Source organism: Oleiharenicola lentus, assembly GCF_051660365.1.
GTDB lineage: Bacteria > Verrucomicrobiota > Verrucomicrobiia > Opitutales > Opitutaceae > Lacunisphaera > Lacunisphaera lenta_A.
This window is the reverse complement of record NZ_JBOZXB010000001.1, coordinates 449,396-468,436: the sequence shown is the minus strand read 5'-3', so window position 1 is coordinate 468,436 and position 19,041 is coordinate 449,396. Positions and strand designations below refer to the sequence as shown.

The 19,041-nt window shown below is 59.6% G+C and carries 7 protein-coding genes; 2 read left to right on the top strand and 5 right to left on the bottom strand.

All coding sequences use genetic code 11. From position 1 onward, the window contains the following. The 5 genes from ACRRQW_RS01655 to ACRRQW_RS01635 all read right to left on the bottom strand — a co-directional run bounded on the left by ACRRQW_RS01655 (window position 1) and on the right by ACRRQW_RS01635 (window position 14,592). The gene (locus tag ACRRQW_RS01655; RefSeq protein WP_438479508.1) at window positions 1-2,055 is read right to left on the bottom strand and encodes a hypothetical protein; all 2,055 of its coding nucleotides are present in this window, start codon (window positions 2,053-2,055) and stop codon (window positions 1-3) included. 160 nt (window positions 2,056-2,215) lie between these two features. Further along, entirely contained in the window at window positions 2,216-6,094 is a 3,879-nt protein-coding gene (locus ACRRQW_RS01650) for a glycosyltransferase (RefSeq protein ID WP_438479507.1), read from the bottom strand. Window positions 6,095-6,150: 56 nt separating this feature from the next. Then, complete coding sequence (locus ACRRQW_RS01645; RefSeq protein WP_438479506.1) at window positions 6,151-8,385, bottom strand: glycosyltransferase family 4 protein; 2,235 nt, start codon at window positions 8,383-8,385, stop codon at window positions 6,151-6,153. Beyond that, window positions 8,382-10,607 carry a glycosyltransferase family 4 protein gene (locus ACRRQW_RS01640; RefSeq protein WP_438479505.1) on the bottom strand — a complete coding sequence of 742 codons (2,226 nt, stop codon included), beginning with the start codon at window positions 10,605-10,607 and terminating at the stop codon, window positions 8,382-8,384. The genes ACRRQW_RS01645 and ACRRQW_RS01640 overlap by 4 nt, the downstream gene beginning before the upstream one ends. A gap of 22 nt (window positions 10,608-10,629) precedes the next feature. Continuing rightward, complete coding sequence (locus ACRRQW_RS01635) at window positions 10,630-14,592, bottom strand: glycosyltransferase (RefSeq protein ID WP_438479504.1); 3,963 nt, start codon at window positions 14,590-14,592, stop codon at window positions 10,630-10,632. Between the two features lie 75 nt (window positions 14,593-14,667). On the opposite strand from ACRRQW_RS01635, the gene ACRRQW_RS01630 reads away from it, so the two are divergent. Beyond that, on the top strand, window positions 14,668-16,833 hold the full coding sequence (locus tag ACRRQW_RS01630; protein WP_438479503.1) for an ArnT family glycosyltransferase: 2,166 nt from the start codon (window positions 14,668-14,670) through the stop codon (window positions 16,831-16,833). Window positions 16,834-17,011: 178 nt separating this feature from the next. Beyond that, window positions 17,012-19,027, top strand: a complete 2,016-nt coding sequence (locus ACRRQW_RS01625) for an ArnT family glycosyltransferase (protein ID WP_438479502.1) — start codon at window positions 17,012-17,014, stop codon at window positions 19,025-19,027. Window positions 19,028-19,041: the final 14 nt, after the last annotated feature.

Genomic DNA, 19,041 nt, shown 5'->3' with positions numbered 1-19,041 from the left:
TTATTGAAAGATCGGCGTGCTCCAGCAGGTCCAGTCTTTGTTCGTATTGTTTCCGGGAAGTGTGCGGAAGATCAAGCGTGCGTTCCCTTTCTTGGACACGGGCAATTCGGCGGAAAAAGTAAGCAATTTACGATGCTCCGCCTCTTCGACTGGATTTACGAATTCGTCGAGCAACATCACCGTTCGTTCATCGCTTGACCATTCGATCTGGAAGGTGGCGCCGTCGGTTTTAGGATCTTCTCCCGCGTAAGCGTCGCTCGGAAATCCGTAGAGCAGTTCAACGGTTTTTGCTGCCTCGGGCACGTTGACGATCATCTTGCCGGGAGCATGCACCAAAGTGAGGTTGTGCCCTCCATAAGTGCGCTTTGAGACATCGAATTTGCTGATCGCATCTGCCATTTCAGTTTTGAAGAGAATCGGAAGATGAAAGCGATAAACGATGAAGTGCGAATCGTGCCGCAAATAAGGCAGGCCCATGACATCGAGCGTGTCGACTTTTTCAGTCACTGAGAATTCGTGCACCGCCTGGTAGTAGTTCTTCAGAAGGTTGTCGGAAATTCTCTCAAGTTGTTTCACTTCTTGCGGACGCAGCACGATCCAGACGGGCTGGAGTTCTTCGATGAGTCGCAGCCAGTTGTTGCCGACTTTTTTCCGCGCCGCGACCATTTCGCGTGAAGACATTCCCGGGAAATCGTAGGTTTTCAGGTTGGAAAAATAACCGATGTAACCGAGCGGTTCCATGAACACGGTGTCGCCCGGCTTGGCATTGGCGCGCAGCCATTCGCCAATTTTCCGCCGCGTGCCGTCCTCGACGTATTTTTGTTGTGAGCGTAATTGATGCGCCGCGTGCCAGGTGAGCCAGCCACTGCCGGTGAGCAGCAGTGCCGCGGATATAACGGCAAACGCCGCCAGATGGCGCGGCCGACGCCCATCTGGATCCAGCGTGCGCCACTGGATCGCGGCCTGCCAAAGTTGAGCGAACAGACTTCCCAGTGTGAAGAGGGCCAGCAGACCGGTTGCGGGCAGATACCACGGAAACGGAAAATACGGAAAATAACTCAGATAAACGTGAGCTCCAAAAAACGCGAATGAGCTGACGCGGGTTTCAAAACGCAAAAAAGGCAGCACCCATAAAATCGCGCAAAAAACCGCCAGTCCCGCGGCCAATTGCCCTGCGAGTTCCGGCCAGCCACCAATCATGTAGTAAGAGGGAAGGAAAGTCCCCTTGAGCGACGTCGATTCCGTGAAACCTTGGATTGGGAGCTCCAAGGCTTTTTTAATGAGGCCTTCAAACGTGCGGGGATCGGCGATGCCGCTTTTTGCTGTAATCGTGTGAGGGACTGCTGTGCCGTAATAGAAGTGCGCGAACAAAAGCCACGGGAGATAGATCGCCGTGGTGACCACCCCCGCCCTCACAAAAAGCCACGGCATCTTTCTCCGTGTGGTGCCGCTTTGCGTCGATTCGTTGAACAGCCAGAAACCAATCGCGATGAGACCGATGTAGATAAAACTATCCGGGCGAGTCCACATCAGCCCGCCCCACGCCACGCCCAAGTGCCGCCATTGGCGCGGGCCGGGGTTGAGGTGCGCCCACAATGCATAGGCGAGAAACAGCAGCATGAAGGCTGTCTCCATCCCGTTGATCGAGAAATCCAAGATCTTGGCATCCATGGCTAACGCGGCGATGAGGAAGGCGCCGCCCAGCCATCCATAAGCCCGCCGTTGCGCAATGAAGGCTAGGAACGCAGCCGCTCCCCCCAACGCTGAGCACGACATGAGTCGAAAAATCCACAGAGCGGCATCGTCCGAGCTATTGAAGGTGAGCAGGTAGGACAACGCAGGCAGTAACACGCCGAGCGGTGAAGTGAACGTGTGCAGCTTGTCGCCGACGTTAAAAACCAACCCGTGACCGGTGGCCAAATTCTTACTCGACCGGAACGTGATGTAATAATCTTCCCACGCGTGTTGCGTATAGAACGCAAAAAAAAGCGCTGCGAGAAACGTAACGATAAAGGCGAGTCGGGCGAAACTCAGGCGGGCAGGAAAAGAGGTCATGCTCGTCGAAAGATGGCGGTGTGGAAGCGGTGCTTTTTTAGGTAAACTGGCCTCGGAATCAAGTTCGAGGCTGCGGCCTACCCTTATTATGTCCTAGACAACGCCCGCGCCCCAACCCGCTACTTGAGCGTCCCGTATCCGATCGTTTGCGATTATCGGCTTACCGGTGAGCCAGCAGCGCATTCTTCGCCAAAGTCTCATGCCAAGGTAACACTTGCTTCGCGTCGTAGAAACGCAGTGCCCGCGAATAGGCCGCCGGCGCGAGGGATTTCCCGCTGCGTTCCTTGGCCAGACAGATCCACATCATGCGGGCCAAGCCCTCCGCATCACCGGCGGCTACGAGATATCCATCCTGGCGCTGGCCGATCATGCTGGCGATGCCATGCACGTCGGTGCTGACGATCGGCGTGCGAAACGCCATCGCCTCCATGATTACACGCGGGAACGATTCTTCGTAACTGGTGCAGGCGAACATGTCGGCCGCGAAGAAATAGTCATATGCTTCACTCGTCTCGGGCACGAACTGCACATTGCTCAATTTAAGCCGCGCGGTATCGCGTTGGAGCAACTCTAGCGTGATGCCGGGTCGGGTGCCCACCATGACAAAACGAACGGGTGGCCCATCCGGATGCTGGCGATTGAAACGATCGGCCGCGCGAATGAAAACATGCTGGCCTTTGCGCTCGCAGACCGTGCCGATGTTCGCGATGACGATTTCGTCGTCGCGCCAGCCGAGTTTGCGGCGAATCGTCGCGCGGTCGTGCTGCGAGCGAAACGCATCGATTGCGTTCAATTGCACCCAACTCGGCACGATCTGGAAGTTTCCACGGTCATCATCTGCATAGTAAGCGCAGGTCGGCGCGCAGAGGAACAGGGCGCGCGTCGCAGTTTGCAGGGCCGTGTGCACCAAATGATGCAGGTCGAGGCTCAACCGCGTTTCAAATGCGCGGAAGATGGACGTGCTTTCGTGGATATAAATCAGCGACGGACGATCCGCGTTTCGCGCGAGCAGCACGCCCCAAAAACTAAACAGCGTGTTGCACACCACCAAATCGATCTGCGTCCAATCGACGTGCGCGGACAATTCCTTCAAGCGGTTCGAGAAAGTCGCTTCGTTGCTCGAATCCATCAACGCCTGCGTGTCGGCGATGGTGAGACGCGCGCCGATTTCCTCGAACGCCGCGCGCAACGGGCCCTCTTGTCCGGCCAACACCTCAATACGCGCACCGGTGACGCGCGCCATATGCGTGGCGTATTCCAATAAGAAGAGCGGCGCACCTTCACGGTTGAGATTGTGGGTTAACAACAGGAGGCGCGGCTGGCTTGCCCGGGCCGTGTGATCGGGACCCGCGGATCGGCTGCGCACGAGCGCGCCGTCGAGTTGCCAGTGCTGGCTGAAATACGGGTCGCGATACGCCGGAAAGCGGCGTGCGAACGCGATGTGCTCGGCCTCGTCGAAGGTCACACCGCGCGTGGCGCTGCCCCAATGCATCAACTTCGCCTGCGGAGTGTAGATGATCCGGTGGCCGGTCTCGCGCACGCGCAGGCAGTAATCGACGTCGTTGTAGGCGACGCCGAAATCGTTTTCATCGAACCCGCCGAGCTTCCGGTAAAGTTCCGTGCGCGTGAGCAAGCAGGCTCCTGTGACCGCGGAAACCTCGCGCGCCGCGGAATGCCAGGCGATGTCGATGGCGCGCTCGTCGACTTTGGCAAATGGTGTGTCGGCCAGGCCTCCGTGCGGTCCGATCACGATGCCGGTGTGGTTGAGCGAACGATCCGGATAGATAAGTTTTGCTCCGACCACGCCGACATCAGGCTGCGTGAACCATCCCGCCATCTCCTCGAGCCAGCCGCGCTCCAGCGCGTTCACGTCGTTGTTGAGATGAAGAATCAGAGGCGTGTCGATGTGGGGTAACGCCGCGTTCACGAGCCGGGAATAATTGAACGCCGCTGTGCCGTCGGCCAGTCGCGTCACCACGCAGCGCAGATCGGTGCGTTTTTGAATCTGCGAGAGATAACGCAATGCGTCCACGTCCCGCGAGTGATCGTCGACGATGACGAGTTTCACGTGGCGCCAGTCGACCGTCTCTTCCAGCAACTCCACGCACTCCTGCAACAGGTGCAGACGGTCACGCGTGGGAATCACGATTGTAACCGGCAGCTTCGCGAGCAGCGAAGGGCTCCACCGAAGTTGATGGAAACGTTGACGGCGGTGGTGACCGCATTCCGGGAGAAACGGCTGCGCATCCCATTTTCGCCGGGCAGCGGCATCGGCGAGCGCGCGCCGTGCTTGCTCGTAGGCGGGATCCGCCAAATCGAGTTCACGTGAGGCGCTGGCACGCGAATGATGACAAATGAGGGGAATGTGCGCCACCTGCGGCGCATCGAGTGAGTCTGCGACGCGCAGCAAAACATCATACCACGGCACCGCGTTGAAGCCTTCGCGGAACGATCCCAATTCCAAGAATCGATCTTTCCGGATGACGCTGAGGTTGCCGGGAAATAATCCTGAGAGTGCGAGCGAGGGGCTCCAGTCCGGTTTGAAATTTGGCTCCGACCGTTGGCCGTGATCGTCCATCCGGTCTTCGTCCGTGTAGGCGAGTTGCAGCGCAGGAACCTTCGCGAAGCGTTCGGCGATTTCCAGCAACGCTTCAGGCGCGAGGCGGGCGCTTCCTGCGATCAACGTGAGCAGCGATCCACCGGATTGGTGCGCTGCGGCATTGAGCGCGCGCACAAAGTCAGTGGCGTCGGAGCATTTTTCGGAGTGAAAACGGGCGTCGCCGGCCGGCTGATGCGCCGCACCGATGAATCGGGCCTCCCATTGCGGATAAAACTGTGACGAGAGTGCCGCGGCAAGTTGAGCCAGTTGCGCCGGCGGGCAACCGCGCGCGTCCACCAGCACGGAAATCGTCGGGCCATTTTTCGCGAGTTGCTGCGCGGTGTGCTCTAAAATGCCGCGCAAGCGTGGAGTGATTTCGCCGGCTTTTTGCCATGAGGCGTAAGGATCTTTCTGCGAATGATCGTTGAGCGCGAGCGCGGGTGCCTCGCGTCGATACAACGCATGCGCCGCTTGCAGCGCCGACCACTGTGCGCCGATCGAACCGATTTGCAGATGAAGCGCTTTCGCCGCCCGCCGCAGCGCGCGGGCGCACCGGTAAAATTCCCCTTGGCTAAACGCGGGCAATGGCTGCTCCCAAACGGCGCAGGCGCGTTGATAAAAGCGTCGCGCGAAAACCAGGTGCCGCGTGCCGTCTTCCAATTCCGCGAAGAGTTTGATGATCGCCGGCCCGGGCGCGCGCTCGTCGATATCGAGCATGCCGAAATATTGGGAACGTGCCGCGTGCGGGTGATCAGGGAAAAGGTTGCCGGCTTCTTCGCGCGGTAAATTCCCGTAGGAAAAATCATTCTCGATCAGCGGATGCGTGCTGCCCGTGAGCCGGACGATGCGTTGCTCCTGGTGAATGATCCAGCCTTCGACGCGCACCTTGCCGTATTGGGTTCCGCCGACGAGTTCGGGTTTTTCCAGCGCGCCGAAGAACGGCGGATTCGGCAGCGTGTCGAGTGGCACGGCGGCCCCTTCGCGAACCAGGGCTTGGGCGAGAGCGGCGAGGTCAGTGTTGGCGTCCGCACGGCGGGCTTGCAGGAGGCGATGCAGGTGATCGGGTAAAACGCCGAGGTGATAACTTCCCGCCGAGCGCGGGCCGCGTTTCACTTTTATTGGAGTGCGCCAAAGTTCGACCCAGCTGTGACCAGCGTCGAGAAACTCAATGCGCAACTCACGCGCTCCCTGCGGTGGAGTGACGCGCAATAAAAAACCTGCATGGGGCAGACCCACGCGCCCGCGATACCGTTGTTCGACGTCGGGTCGCGGCATGCCCAAAATTCCCATGTGCGGCACTCCGTCGATGACCGCCCTCACGTCGGAGAAGACGGCATCCACTTTGGAAATAAACCAGCCGCTGATCCAAACGGGCTCCCCGTTAAAGACCCAATCGCGGGGCGATTCCACGTCGAAGATGTAGGCGTCGTTTTCGTTCACGGTGCGGAGATATCCAAGGGCTGCCCGGTCATCACGGCAAGCTCACGGTGGTTTTGTCAGCGGTGCGATTTGGTCGCGGCTTGAGCGACCGCCAGATGTTGAGGCATGGAATTGTCTTGGTGGTATTTTCGTTCGATCGCGATTCGCGCAAGATCGCGCCGGGTGTGGTCGCCTCCAAAATGTGCGCCCAGGGCTTTTTTAATCGCATCCGCCAAGCGATAGCGATCGCCCGGCGGAGTGAGCCAGGCTTCTTCATCGGTGAGCATTTCAGCGATTCCGTTTACATTGGTTGAGACGATCGGCAGGTTAAATGCGGCGGATTCAAGCAACACGCGGGGAAAAGATTCTTCAAAACTGGTGCACACAAAAATATCCGCGAGCCGGTAGAAATCGAAAATCTCCCCGGTTTCAGCAACGAAGACGACATTCTCCTGCAGCCCCAGTCGGGTGACTTCTTCTTTCAACATTTCCAAGTAGAGGCCGGGCCGCGCCCCGACCATGACAAATTGGATTTTTTCCTGGGGATAAGTGAAGTGCAGTTCTTCTTTAAGCAGTTCGGCCGCTTGGATGAAAACGTGCTGGCCCTTGCGTTCGCACAGCGAGCCGATGTTCACGAGCAACGTCGCCGTGGGATCGAGGCCGTGTTTTTTGCGCAACGCCAGGGCAGTGGAGTTTTCGACGAAATGATCCACGCGGGCCACATCCACCCAACTTGGCAAAAGCACCCCGTGACCGAGGCGCGCATGCACAACTTGAGTCGCCGCTGCCGTATAGATGACGCGATGCGCCAGTGTGAAAGCGTCTTCCACCACACTGAGCAACGCCGGTGCAAGGCTGCGCGCGAAGAATCTCCTGACGGGTGAGCTTTCGTGCACGTAAAGCAAGGACGGTTTGCCCGCCTGTCGCGCGGCATGCACCGCCCAGAAAGTCACCATCGTGTTGCCGATCACGAGATCGATCTCGGCCCACGGCAGCGTCGCCGTATTTTCGATCAGCTTGGTTTTAAACTCTTCGGTGGTGCGCGCTCCCACGGCCGGGCCAATATCGACGATCTGCACGGGCAGTCCGGCTTTCTCGAAAACCGCCCGGAGCGGACCATCTTGTGGTGAAGCGATGCGCACCGATGCGCCGGGCTGGGCAGCGAGATAACATGCGAGTTCGTAGATGAACCACGGAGCACCTTCGAAATTCAGATTGTGCGTGACAATGAGTGTGCGCAGCGGTTTGCCCGGTTCGGCTTGGATCGCGGGTATCGCTTCAGGGCGAACGGTGGCTGGCTTCGCGGGAGCTTCAGCCGAATAATTTTCCCACGCAGAGTTTAGTGCCGGCTTCACCGCAGCCCAGGTGGTCGGGGGCAGATGATGTCGTTTTGCGGAGCGCCACAGCGCCCACGCGGCGGCTGCGAAAGTTTTCTTGGACAACACGGGCAGCGGGGCGTTCGCTCCGGCCATCACGCGCGGGGTGAAACGCTGCGCAAAGACCAAGTGTTTTTCGCCTGTGTCCAGTTGCGCGAAAATTTTTAACAGCGCCGGGGTGCTCGACGACGCGGGCAGATCCACGTGGCCAAGAAACGCCGACGTTTCCTTTCCGGGCAGGTCGGCGAAGACGCCTTCGATGTCGTCGCGTTTCAAACCGTGCAATAGCGAGACTTCGAACAGCGGATCGATCATCGCCGTGAGCTGCGTGATGCGCGCCGTCCGGTGCGCGAGCCATCCGGTGACGGAAATCCGACCGTAACGAACCCAGCCGATTTCACGCGGTTCTTCCAGCGCGCCGAAAAAAGGCGGATTGGGCAGCGAGTTCAACGGCTCGGCCAGAGCGGTGGATATCGTTTCATCGGCGAGCGCGGCCCACGGCGTTGCGGGCTGTCCCGCGCGCCGGCGCAGCAGCGCGTCGAAATGATTTTCCAGCAAGGCTGGTAACGCGGGCTGGGGCGGAAACGACGAACCACTTTCGGCCACGGTAATCGGGGCGCGAAAAAATTCCCGCCACGCTCCGGTTTCATCGCGCACTTCCAGCCGGAGCAAACTCGCGCCTGCGTGCGGTTCGAGCAGGAGCACGAAACCGGCATAAGGCGGGCCGGCACGGCCGAGGAAAATTTCATCGCGACCGGGCTGCGGCAATCCGTGCAACGCGAGATACGGGCGACCGTCGACCCACGCCCGCAGATCGGCGGTGACGCGGTTTTCTTTTAACCAAATCCAACCGGCCACCCAGGTTTTCCCGCGTGGAAAAATCCAGGAGGGAGGATGCACCTCGACCTCGAACTGCCATGCCGCTGTTTCGGTCATGAGGGAGATTGTCCCGTGGCGACGGCGCGGGCGAGCGCGAGATGAGCAGGGAGCACGATGCGGCCCGCGAAGTGTGACTCGACGCGCGCACGGGCGCGCCGGGCGCGTTCGGCTGCGGCGTCGGGATTGCTTAAAGTTTTTGCGAGCGCCTCAGCCCACGCCGTGGTGTGCCCAGCTGGAACCAAGATCGCTTCGATTCCGTCGCGCGCCATCTCGCTGATGCCCGGAATGTCCGAGGCGAGCAGCGGCGTGCCGCACGCCATGGTTTCGAGCACGACGCGTGGCGAAGATTCTTCGAGGCTCGAACAGACGGTCAGATCAGCCGCCGCGTAGTAGCCGAGAAAATCCGGGGTTTCCGGGTGCACGGTCAGGTTGGGCACTTCGAGCTGGGCGAGAACTTCCCGCAGAAAGCCGTCGAACCACGTATTGCGTCCACCCAACAAAACAAAACGCACGCGCGCCGCGAGCGCGGGGTGGCGGCGGTTGAATAATTCAACCGCACGCGCGAAGCCCAACTGGCCCTTGCGATCGCACACGGTGCCGACATTGGTGACGAGAATCTCACCGGGCTTGAGAGCAAAACGGTCGCGCAGTTTCTCGCGGGGATTTTGCGCGAGCCAGCCGTCGATCCAGTTGAGATCAACCCAGCCCGGTGTGAGCACGGCTTTGATCGGTCGGCCGGGGACCGCGTGGTAGCGTCGCGTCGCATCGCTGGTGAAGCTGACCGCGTCAGCCATCAGCAGCGCTTCCTCGACGAGCGTCAGCACGGACGGGTGAATATCGCGGCGGTAGAAAGCCGCGGGGCTGGTGCTTTCGTGCACGTAATACAAGACGCGGGCGCCGGCGGCTTTGGCGGCATGCACGGCCCAGAACGTGGTGAAGGTATTTCCGATCACGAGGTCGGCGGCGGAGAAATCAAATGAAGCGCCGAGCGCGGCGAGTGCGTTGCGGGCTGCTTCCGGGCTGCGCGCTTGAAAAACAGGCGCGGCCTCGACGATGACGATTTCCGCGCCTAGCGCGGCGAAGCGGGTGCGCAGCACGCCATCGCTGGGACTCACGAGGGTGATCCGGATGCCATCGGCGACGAGCGCGCGGGCGAGGTCCAAAAGAAAAAGCGGTGCGCCCTCGAGGTTGAGGTTGTGCGTGGCGAGGATGGCACGCTTGAGCGCGCGGGGAGGGCTGGCGACGGGCGACTGCGCGGGCAAAGAAAGCGGCCGGGTGTAATCGGCGAGCAATTGATCGATCGTCGGTTGAATGACCTCGTCTTGAACGACTCTAAATCCGCGGATGTGCAGCGCATTTTTCCAGGCATTGAGCGCGTCGCTGAACTCTTTTCGCGTGCCTTGGAAGGGAAGTTTTTCGATCTCGGCATCGTGGCGACGCGTTGTGCGCACCTGGACAAGTTGCAGCGGTTCGCTTTCAGTTTCCGCGTAGATTCTGAGCACAACGGGATTCGGCAACTGGGGCGGGACGTCGACGTAGCCCTCGTAGCCCGACACCGCGGCATTGGGATAGTCCGGGAAATGCGGGACGAGATTCGGCGTGGCACGGCCAAGAATGAGCGGCTGGAGCGTTTGCAACTCGGCGCTGATCCAGAGTTTTATAATTTTTTCCTTCGTGTGAAAAAGATAACCGACCACGGGGAGCAGTCCGAAACGACTGCTGTTGACCACGGCGGGCTCATCCGCGTGGCCGACGAACGGTTGCGGCGGGTGCAGCACATCTTGGTTCACCGGGAGCTCTGCGGCGAGTTCGGAGGCCAGTCGCGTCCATGAGACTTCAGCGCGCTGAGCGTGCGAGCGGAGAATAAATTCCAATCCCCGGACAAAATCGTGCCAGTGGAGAGGCTTGGGATCGAGGAGCGGCCGCGCGGTTTCTTCGGTGCCGCTCACGGCATAGTGAACCATTTGAAACGGCGTCCACCGGCCTTCGATTTCGAGCACTTCGAGCGTGACCACGGATGATCCCGCATGGAGATCAATCGCGACGGAAAATTCTGCGAGGGCGGGCCGGCTGCCAGTTTTGAAATGCGCGGCGAGATCTGGGCGTGGTCTGCCATGAATCGCGCAGTAGATTCGACCATCGACGCGGGCGCGCACATTTACGAATTGCCCGCCATCGCCCGGCCAGACCCAGCCTCTCAGCAGGTGGCGGCCTGCGGCGAGCACGCTGCCGGGGGCAGGTGTTTCGATGTGGCTGTAGGCGAAAGTGGGCTCGCTCATCAAATGGGTGAGACGGCGGGATTCAACCGAGCCAGGCCTCGCGGATTACCTGCACGTGGCGCGGCAGGGCGCGGGCTTGGTGATAGTTGCGGGCGGCGCGCGCGTGGGCCATGGACGTCATTTTTGCATCACCGGCGAAATGATCGGCGAGGGCCTTTTTCAAGGCGGCGGCGAGCTTGAACGGATCACCGGCGGGCACGAGGTGGGCTTCGTCGGTGTCGGTGAGCATTTCCGCGATGCCGTTGACGTTGGTGCTGACGATGCGTGTGCCAAACACCATCGCCTCGAGCAGCACGCGCGGGAAAGATTCTTCAAAGCTCGTGCACACGAGGATGTCCGCGAGCCGGTAGAAATCGTAGATGTCGGGCGTTTCCTTGAAAATCTTCACGTCCTGAAGACCCATGAGTTGGATGTCCTCGGCGAGGCTTTCCATGTAGAGACCGTCGCGCGCGCCGACCATGACCCACTCGATTTTTTTTCCGGGATGGAGCGCCGGCAGATCTTTGCGCAGCAGATCGATTCCGCGGATGTAGATGTGCTGGCCTTTGCGTTCGCACACCGAGCCAATGTTGACGACCACGACGGCATCGGGGTCGAGGCCGTGTTTGCGGCGGAGTGTCGCGCGGTCGTGGGTGGCGGCGAATTTTTCGATCCGGGGAAAATCCACCCAACTAGCGAGCGTGCGGAAGTTGTCGTTGACGTTGAGTTCCTCGTGAAGATCGCGCGTCGATTTCGCGGTGAAGACCACGCGCGTCGCCAGGCGGAACGCGTCTTCCACGACTTCATGCATCTGCGGTGGCAGGATCGGTTGGAAGAATCGTTTCACGGAGTTGCTCTCGTGAATGTAGAGCGCGGAAGTTTTGCCCAGATGCGTGGCCAGATGAATGCCCCAGAACGTCAGCATCGTGTTGCCGACGAACACGTCGACATCGTCCCACTGGCGCGTGGCGGCGAATTTTTTCACGGCAACCTCGAAGTCGGCCGGAGTCTTTGCGCCGGACATGGCGGAGGCGTCCCAGATTTCGACCTTGAGGCCGGCTTGCTCGAACCGCGTGCGTAACGGCCCGTCTTCGGGCGAAGCCACGGTCATGCTTACGCCTGGTTGTTCGGCGAGGTAGCGGGCGAGTTCGAAGATGAAAATCGGCGCGCCCTCGAATTTGAGATTATGCGTGAGGACCAGCGCGCGGAAGGGGCGGGCGGTTTGCGCGGAGCGTTGGTGATACGGATTCAGCGGCAGGTTGCGCGGCGGGAAATCGAGCGCCTCGTTGTGGTAGCGGTCGCGTTGCGTGCCGTGGCGCGCGATGTATTCGATGTGTTCGCGCTCCGCGTAGGTGTTGCCCCGCGAGGCGCTGCCGACGTGGCGCAATACCGCTTGCGGCGAAATCACCGAGCGGAATCCGGCGGCGCCAGTGCGCAGGCAATAGTCGACGTCGTTGTAAGCGACCCGCAATTTCTCTTCGTCGAAACCGTTGAGCTTCCGATAAAGGTCTGTGCGCGTAAGCACGCAGGCCCCGGTGACGGCCGCGACGTTGCGCGCGGCGTGCGGCAGGAAAAGATAACCGAGGTCTTCTGCTGGTTCGCGTTCGAAGAGCACGTGCGGGAGACCGTCGTCGTGGCTGAGCGAGATACCGGCGTGATTGAGTGTGCCGTCGGGATACAGGAGTTTCGCACCGACCACGCCGACGCCCGGGATGCTGAGCCAGCCGGCCATATCTTCGAGCCAGCCGGGTGTCAGCGCTTCGACGTCGTTGTTGAGGTGAAGCACGAAAGGCGTGCCCGCGCGCGCGGTGCCGAGGTTGACGAGGCGTGAATAGTTGAAGCCTTCGCCGGTGTCCGGCGCGTTAATCACTTCGACGCGCAAATCGGTCCGCGCCGGTAGCGTCGCGAGATAAGCGAGGGTTTCCGCGTCGGTGGAGTTGTCGTCGACGACGATGACTTGCACGGATTCACGAGGTGTCGTGCGCGCCACCGAATCCAGGCACGTGCGCAAAAGATCCGCGCGGTTCTTGGTCGGGATGACGATTGTGACGGGATTGTCGCGCAGCACGCTGGCGTGCCATTGCAACTGATGCAGGCAGAGCGCGTAATTTTTTGCGAATGCCGGCAGAATCGGCGTAGCTTGCAATCCGCGGCGGGCGACGGCTTCGGCGATGCCTTTGCGCGCGGCTTCGAACAAATATCCTTTCTGGTCGCCACGCGTGGCGGTGCTCTCGGCGTGGGCCCGCCAGTGGTAACCGATGAAAGGCACGTGGACGACGTCGGCGTCGTCGATCAGTTCCCAGCAGCGGAGAAACAAGTCGATGTCTTGCGCGCCGTTAAATTCAGGACGCAAACCGCCCGCTTTTTCTACGATGGAGCGTCGGATTACGGTAAGGTGATGCGTGTAGTTGTGCGTGATCGCCATTTCGGGGCTCCACGCGCCTTTGAACTGCGGATCGAAATGGCGGCCGGTGTCGTCGATCTTGTCTTCGTCGGTGTAAAGGTAACCCGCCGTCGGGTGGCGGGCGATCGCTTCCGCCACGTGCAGCAAGGCGTCTTGCGGCAGCAGGTCGTCGTGGTCGAGGAGCGCGACAAATTCGCCGGTGGCAATCTCGAGCGCTGAGTTGGTGGCGCGAGAGATGTGGCCGTTCTGTGCACGGAAAACCGGTTTGATGCGCGGATCGGTTTTCGCGGCTTCTTCGAGCATTCGGCGGACGTGAGGTTGCGGGGAAGCGTCATCGGCAATGCACAATTCCCAGCGCGGATAAAATTGCTCGCGCAAGCAGGCGAGGAGTTCGCGCAGGTATTTTTCGGGCGTGTTGTAAGCCGGCACCACGACGCTGATGAGAGGACCGCCCGCTTTGATGAGCGCGGTGGCATCTTGTTGCAGCACGGTCTGCAGACGCGGGGTCAGGCGATTGTGCCAGCGCCATCGCGTGTAAGGATCCTGATCGCGGCGACGGACGACGGCAGTGGAGGCTTTTTTGATTTCGTCGCGGCTGAGCGTCGCTGCCAGTTGCGCTTTAAGACGGGAAATCTCCGCGCGGGCCTGCGGCCAACTGTCGAACTGGTAGCGGCCGATTAACCGGCCGCGCAAAAAGGCCGCGACTACTTTGTAGAAAAGCGCGGGCTTAAAAACGGGAATCGGGCCGGAGTGTTCATCGCGCCGGTCGAGATACATGCGGCGCGCAAACGCGAGCGGACGGGTGCCGTCACCCGTCTCGGCAAAAATTTTCAGGTTGGCGGGATTGGGCGTGTCTTTGCGGACATCGACCAAACCATAGTAGCCGGACTTGAGCGCATTCGTGTGATCGGGCCGATGTCCGGCCACGTCGGGTCGATCCTTCGGATAAACGAGCCGGTTTTCGATGAGCACGCCCGTGGTGGCGCTGAGTTGGGCGATGTTGCGACCCACGTCGAAAATCCAGCCGGTGATGCGGAATTTGTCGTAGCCCGCATTGATCCAATAGCCGGGATTCTCGATGTGACCGATGAAACGATCACCGATGGCGACGTCGGTGGTCGGAATCAGGACGTCGCGCAGGACTTGGTCGGTTTCGCGGCAGAGTTCGCTCCACGAGGCGCGATGGAAATGCCGGTAAAGGTAGTGCAGCGTTTGATAAACGATGGCAGCACGGAGAATGCGCGGTGGTTTTGTGGCGGCGGCGGGGAGCGCGGAAGTATCGAGTTTGGTGCGAAAAAATTCGCGCCACTGCGTGCCGTCATGCCAGTCGAGCGCTAGTTCTTGGGCCCCGCGCCAGACTTGGACGCGTTGAATGAAACCCGTGCGCAGCGACGCCAGCGAGCCTCCGAACGCGGCGCGCGTGTCGGGACGTTCAAGCCCGTAGAGACCGAGGTAGGGCCGTTTGTCGACACGGGCCCGGATATCGACGCACACCAGGGTTTCGCCCGGATAAATCCAACCGGTGATCTCGACGCCCGCGACTTCCGGTCGCCACGAGGCGGGGCTGTCGATATGGAATTTGAACGCGGGCGAATCAGACATGGAAAAGGGTCGAATTAAGCCGTTCGAGGGCAGGGCAGTAAAGCTTGTTTGAGGCTTCGCCAGGCAGGCGAGCTGATGCAAAAATACATTGGCAACGGCAATTTGCTAGGTCTGCCTTTGGCGATGTCCGAGGCTTTGCCCCACGCCACTCCAGAACGTTATGAACGCCGGTGGGCGTTTGGCCTTTTCGTGGGGTTGCTGGGATTTCATCTGTGGGCGGTGACGGTAGGCTGGACGAGTTTGAACCTGCCGGGCGGTGAGTTTCGGCAAGCGCAGACGGCGATCTCGGCGTTCTTCATCCAACGAGATGACAATTATGCGCTCAATTACCCGACGCCGGTTTTGGGAAAACCGTGGTCGGTGCCGATGGAATTTCCGCTTTATCAATGGACGGTGGCCAAACTCAGCACGGCCACGGGCTGGCCGCTAACCCAAACCGGACGCGGCGTTAACTTGGCGTGTTTTTACCTCACGTTTCCGGCGCTCTTTCTTTTGCTAGGTCGGTTGGGAGTCTCCGTGGCGCGGCGTTGGGTGATGCTGGGGTTTTTGCTGACGTGTCCGCTTTACGTTTTTTATGGGCGCGCGTTCCTCATTGAAACGATGGCGCTGATGTTTTCGGTGTGGTTCCTCGTGGGATATGTTCGGGCGGTCGAACACCGGCGCGTGGGGTGGCTGGTGTTTGCGATGGCGTGCGGAATCGGCGCGGGGCTGGTTAAAGTAACCACATTTCTGCTGATCCTGATGCCGGCTTTGCTGTGGACGTTTTTATGGTTGTGGCGCGCGCGCCCCGGGCAATCAGGTGGGGGTGGGCGCGAAATTGCTCGAGTCGTGACGTGGGCATTGTCGGTGGTGGCGTTGCCGTGCGTGCTATCGATCTGGTGGATTCGGCAGGCAGATGCGGTCAAAGCGCTCAATCCGGTCGGGGCATTTCTGGCCTCGGATAATCTCACGAGTTTCAATCTGGGCATCGGCCAGCGTTGGAATGCGGATATCTGGGCGCAGCACTGGGCGATCTGGCAGGCGGAACTGATTCGCTGGCCGCTCCTCTTGGTCGTTGGGGCGACGGCGCTATTTTTTCTACGCCGACACCGTGCCCTTGCGGGATGGTTGATCTTTTTCTTTCTCGCGGTGCAGACGCTATTCCCGGTGCTGTATGCTTACCACGAGTATTACTACATCGCCAATGGCTTCCTGCTGATGCTGGCGGTGGGACTGGTGGCAGGTGGCGTTTTGGATTCGCGACTGCCGCGAGCGACGGCATGGCTGCTGGTCCTGGCGATACAGGTCGGGCAAATCGCCTCGAGCGTGCACACGCATTACGCAGAGATGAAGAACTGGAGTTTTGGCGGGAGCGCGGTCACCGAAGTGCTGAGAGCGTTCACCGATCCAGATGATGTCATCGTCGCGGCCGGGGAAGACTGGAACTCGATGATTCCTTACAATTCCCAGCGCCGCGCGCTGATGTTTCCCAATGGCCGCGAAAGTGAGCCTGAATTCGTTGCGGTGGCGTTTGCGCAATTACGTGGGGAGCGCATTGGTGCGCTCGTGCTGCGTGGTGCCCAGCAGGAAAATCATCGGTTAATTGCTGCTGCAGTGAGTGCGTTCGAACTGGACGCGCGACCGGTGTTCACCTGGCAAAATGTCACCGTTTACCTCCGTCAAGATCTCCGCTTGGTCGCAGTGCCTAAAATTAAATCGGTGCGTGGGGGCGAATCGATCGAACTCACGCCGGAGTCGCTTTCCGACGTGAATGCCCTGGTCAAAAATGAAGTCGAGGTTGCGAGCTTACCCGCGAAAGAGCGCGGAGCGTTTGCGCGCATGTCGCCCGCACCTTGGAAATACTACACGAGCTTCGGTGCGGATTTAGTGCCGGAAGCGGGGCAGCAATTGTTTACCGCGCATCCGGACACCACGCTGTGGTTCAAAGTGCCGGCTGGCGCGCGCGAAGTGTCCGTCGAGTGCTACATCGCCGCAGGTGCTTACGATGCAACTGTGTCTGATGGCGACGCGACCGATGGCGTGGAGTTCACGTTCTACCGGCAGGCGCCGAATGGCTCGCGGGTGCAGTTACTGTCGCGTTTACTCGATCCCCGGCGGCGAGCGGATGATCGTGGTATCCAGACGCTCATTTATCGCGGTGATTTTCCGGCCGGATCGGAACTGGTGGTGGTGGCTTCTTCCGGGCCACACCAAAGCCTTTCGCGCGACTGGGCGTTTTTCGGAGCGATTCAGATCAAATGATTTTCGAGCGAGTGGGACGGTGTAATCGGCGCAAAATATGCCTGTTGCCAGATGTCGTATTTGACCGTGACATTGCCAGATGTCGTCAGACCAGCCAGCAACGACAAGCGGGCGGTCCGACTTGTTAGTCATAGTCGGTTTTATCCTGCTCCTAGGTTTTCATTTTTGGGGCGCGACTGTGGCGTGGGAGAGCAATAATTTTCCCGGCGCTGAATTTCGGCAGACGCAGACGGCGATCTCCGCCTATTATATCCAGCACGACGATAATTTCTCGCTGGCTTATCCGACGCCGGTGTTGGGCAAGCCTTGGTCAGTGCCGATGGAGTTTCCGCTCTACCAGTGGACGGTGGCACTCGTCAGCTCGGGAACCGGCCTGGGCCTGACGCAGGCGGGGCGTGGGGTGAGCTTGGTGTGCTTTTATCTCACGCTGCCGGCGGTCTTCTTTTTGTTGGGTCATTTGCAAGTCCGCGCTGCGCATCGAATGGTGGCACTCGGCCTGATCGTAACTTGTCCGCTCTATATCTTTTATTCGCGGGCATTCCTGATCGAGACGATGGCGCTGATGTTCAGCGTGTGGTTCCTGTTCGCTTTTGTGCGGGCGATTGAAAAAGGGGACCGACGCTGGCTATTGGTGGCGAATCTCATGGGCATCGCGGCGGGATTGGTGAAGGTGACGACTTTCATGCTCTATTTGCTACCAGCGGGGGCGTGGTCGCTGTGGATTTTATACGGATCGCGCGCCACCCTGGCCGTGCCTGGCTGGAAGCGCTTTTTACTTTTCGTGCAATGGATCGCGAGTGCCACCGCGGTGCCGTTCATCGCTACGCTCGCGTGGCTGCATTTTGCCGATCAGACGAAGGCCTTGAACCCGAGCGCGACTTTCTTGCTTTCGGCCAATTTGGGTGGATTCAATTTTGGCTTCGATGGCGCGCGTTTTTCCGGAAAAATCTGGCACGACATCTGGACGATGTTGCGGTTGAATCTGCTGTGGCCACCTGTGCTGATCACGTGCGGGCTGAGTGTGATTTTTTTCGGCAGGAAATGGTGGCGGCAGTTTGCCGTGTGCGTGACGACCTACGTCGGGATTCTGTTTATTTTTCCCCAATTGTATGCGTGGCACGATTACTACTCCGTAGCGAGTGCCGTGCTGTTGATGACCGGGATGGGTTTCGGGCTACTCTCACTGATTGAGTCTCGATTGCCGCGCTGGCTGGTGATGGGCGTGATCTCGTTGGTTTATATCGGGCAGATCTATCTTTATTTTGACTATCTTTATCAAGGTCAGCGCGGGGTGAGTCAGGGTGGTAGTGGGTTGACCGATGCGCTGCGCCATCTCACCAAGCCGGGCGAAGTGATCGTCATGGCGGGAGATGACTGGAGTTCAACGATACCGTATTATTCTCAGCGTCGGGCGTTGATGATTCGTAACGGCATGCAAAACGACGAAGCTTACGTCGTTGCGGGTTTCGGTTCCTTGCGTGGTGAAAAAGTCGGGGCGCTGATTCTTCCCGAGGACAGGCTGGGATACCCGGGAATTTTAGAACGCGCTCAACGCGACTTGAATATCGACCCTCGACCCGTGATGAGGTGGCGCGGTTCTTTGGTGTATCTGAATGCTGCGACCCGGGCTCATGTGCTTGCGAATATGCGGGAAACATTTTTTCACGAAGTAGCCTGGGTGCCGGGATCGGAACCTTACGTGGATTTACTCAATGGCGCTTGGTATGAACTAAGCCGGTTGCGGGTGGAGCAGCGGGCAAGTTTTCAGCTCATGAGTCCGCAGCCAGTTCGCTTTTTTAGCACCTACGGGCCGGGGATGGGATCGCGCGACGGGCGCACTTGGTATAATGCCAATCCCGTGACGCGACTGCGTTTCGCGCTGCCAGTCGGTGCTCACCAACTCACAGCCGAACTGATGATGGATGCGGCTTCCTATGATCCCGCGCTCGCGCCGCAGGACATGACTGACGGCGTGGATTTTGAGATCAGAACCATCGAGCCGGACGGCACCTGGCGGTCTATTTTCACCCGCGTAATCGCCCCTCGCGAATACCCGGAGGATCGCGGTGTGCAGGTAATCACTTTGGATTTTAAATTGGATCAAGCGGCCGAAGTTGAATTGTTCGTCGGCGCGGGAATTGACGGTCGTGACGGACGCGACTGGGCTCTCCTTGGCCCCGTGCAATTCAAATAAGCAAAGCGGGTCCG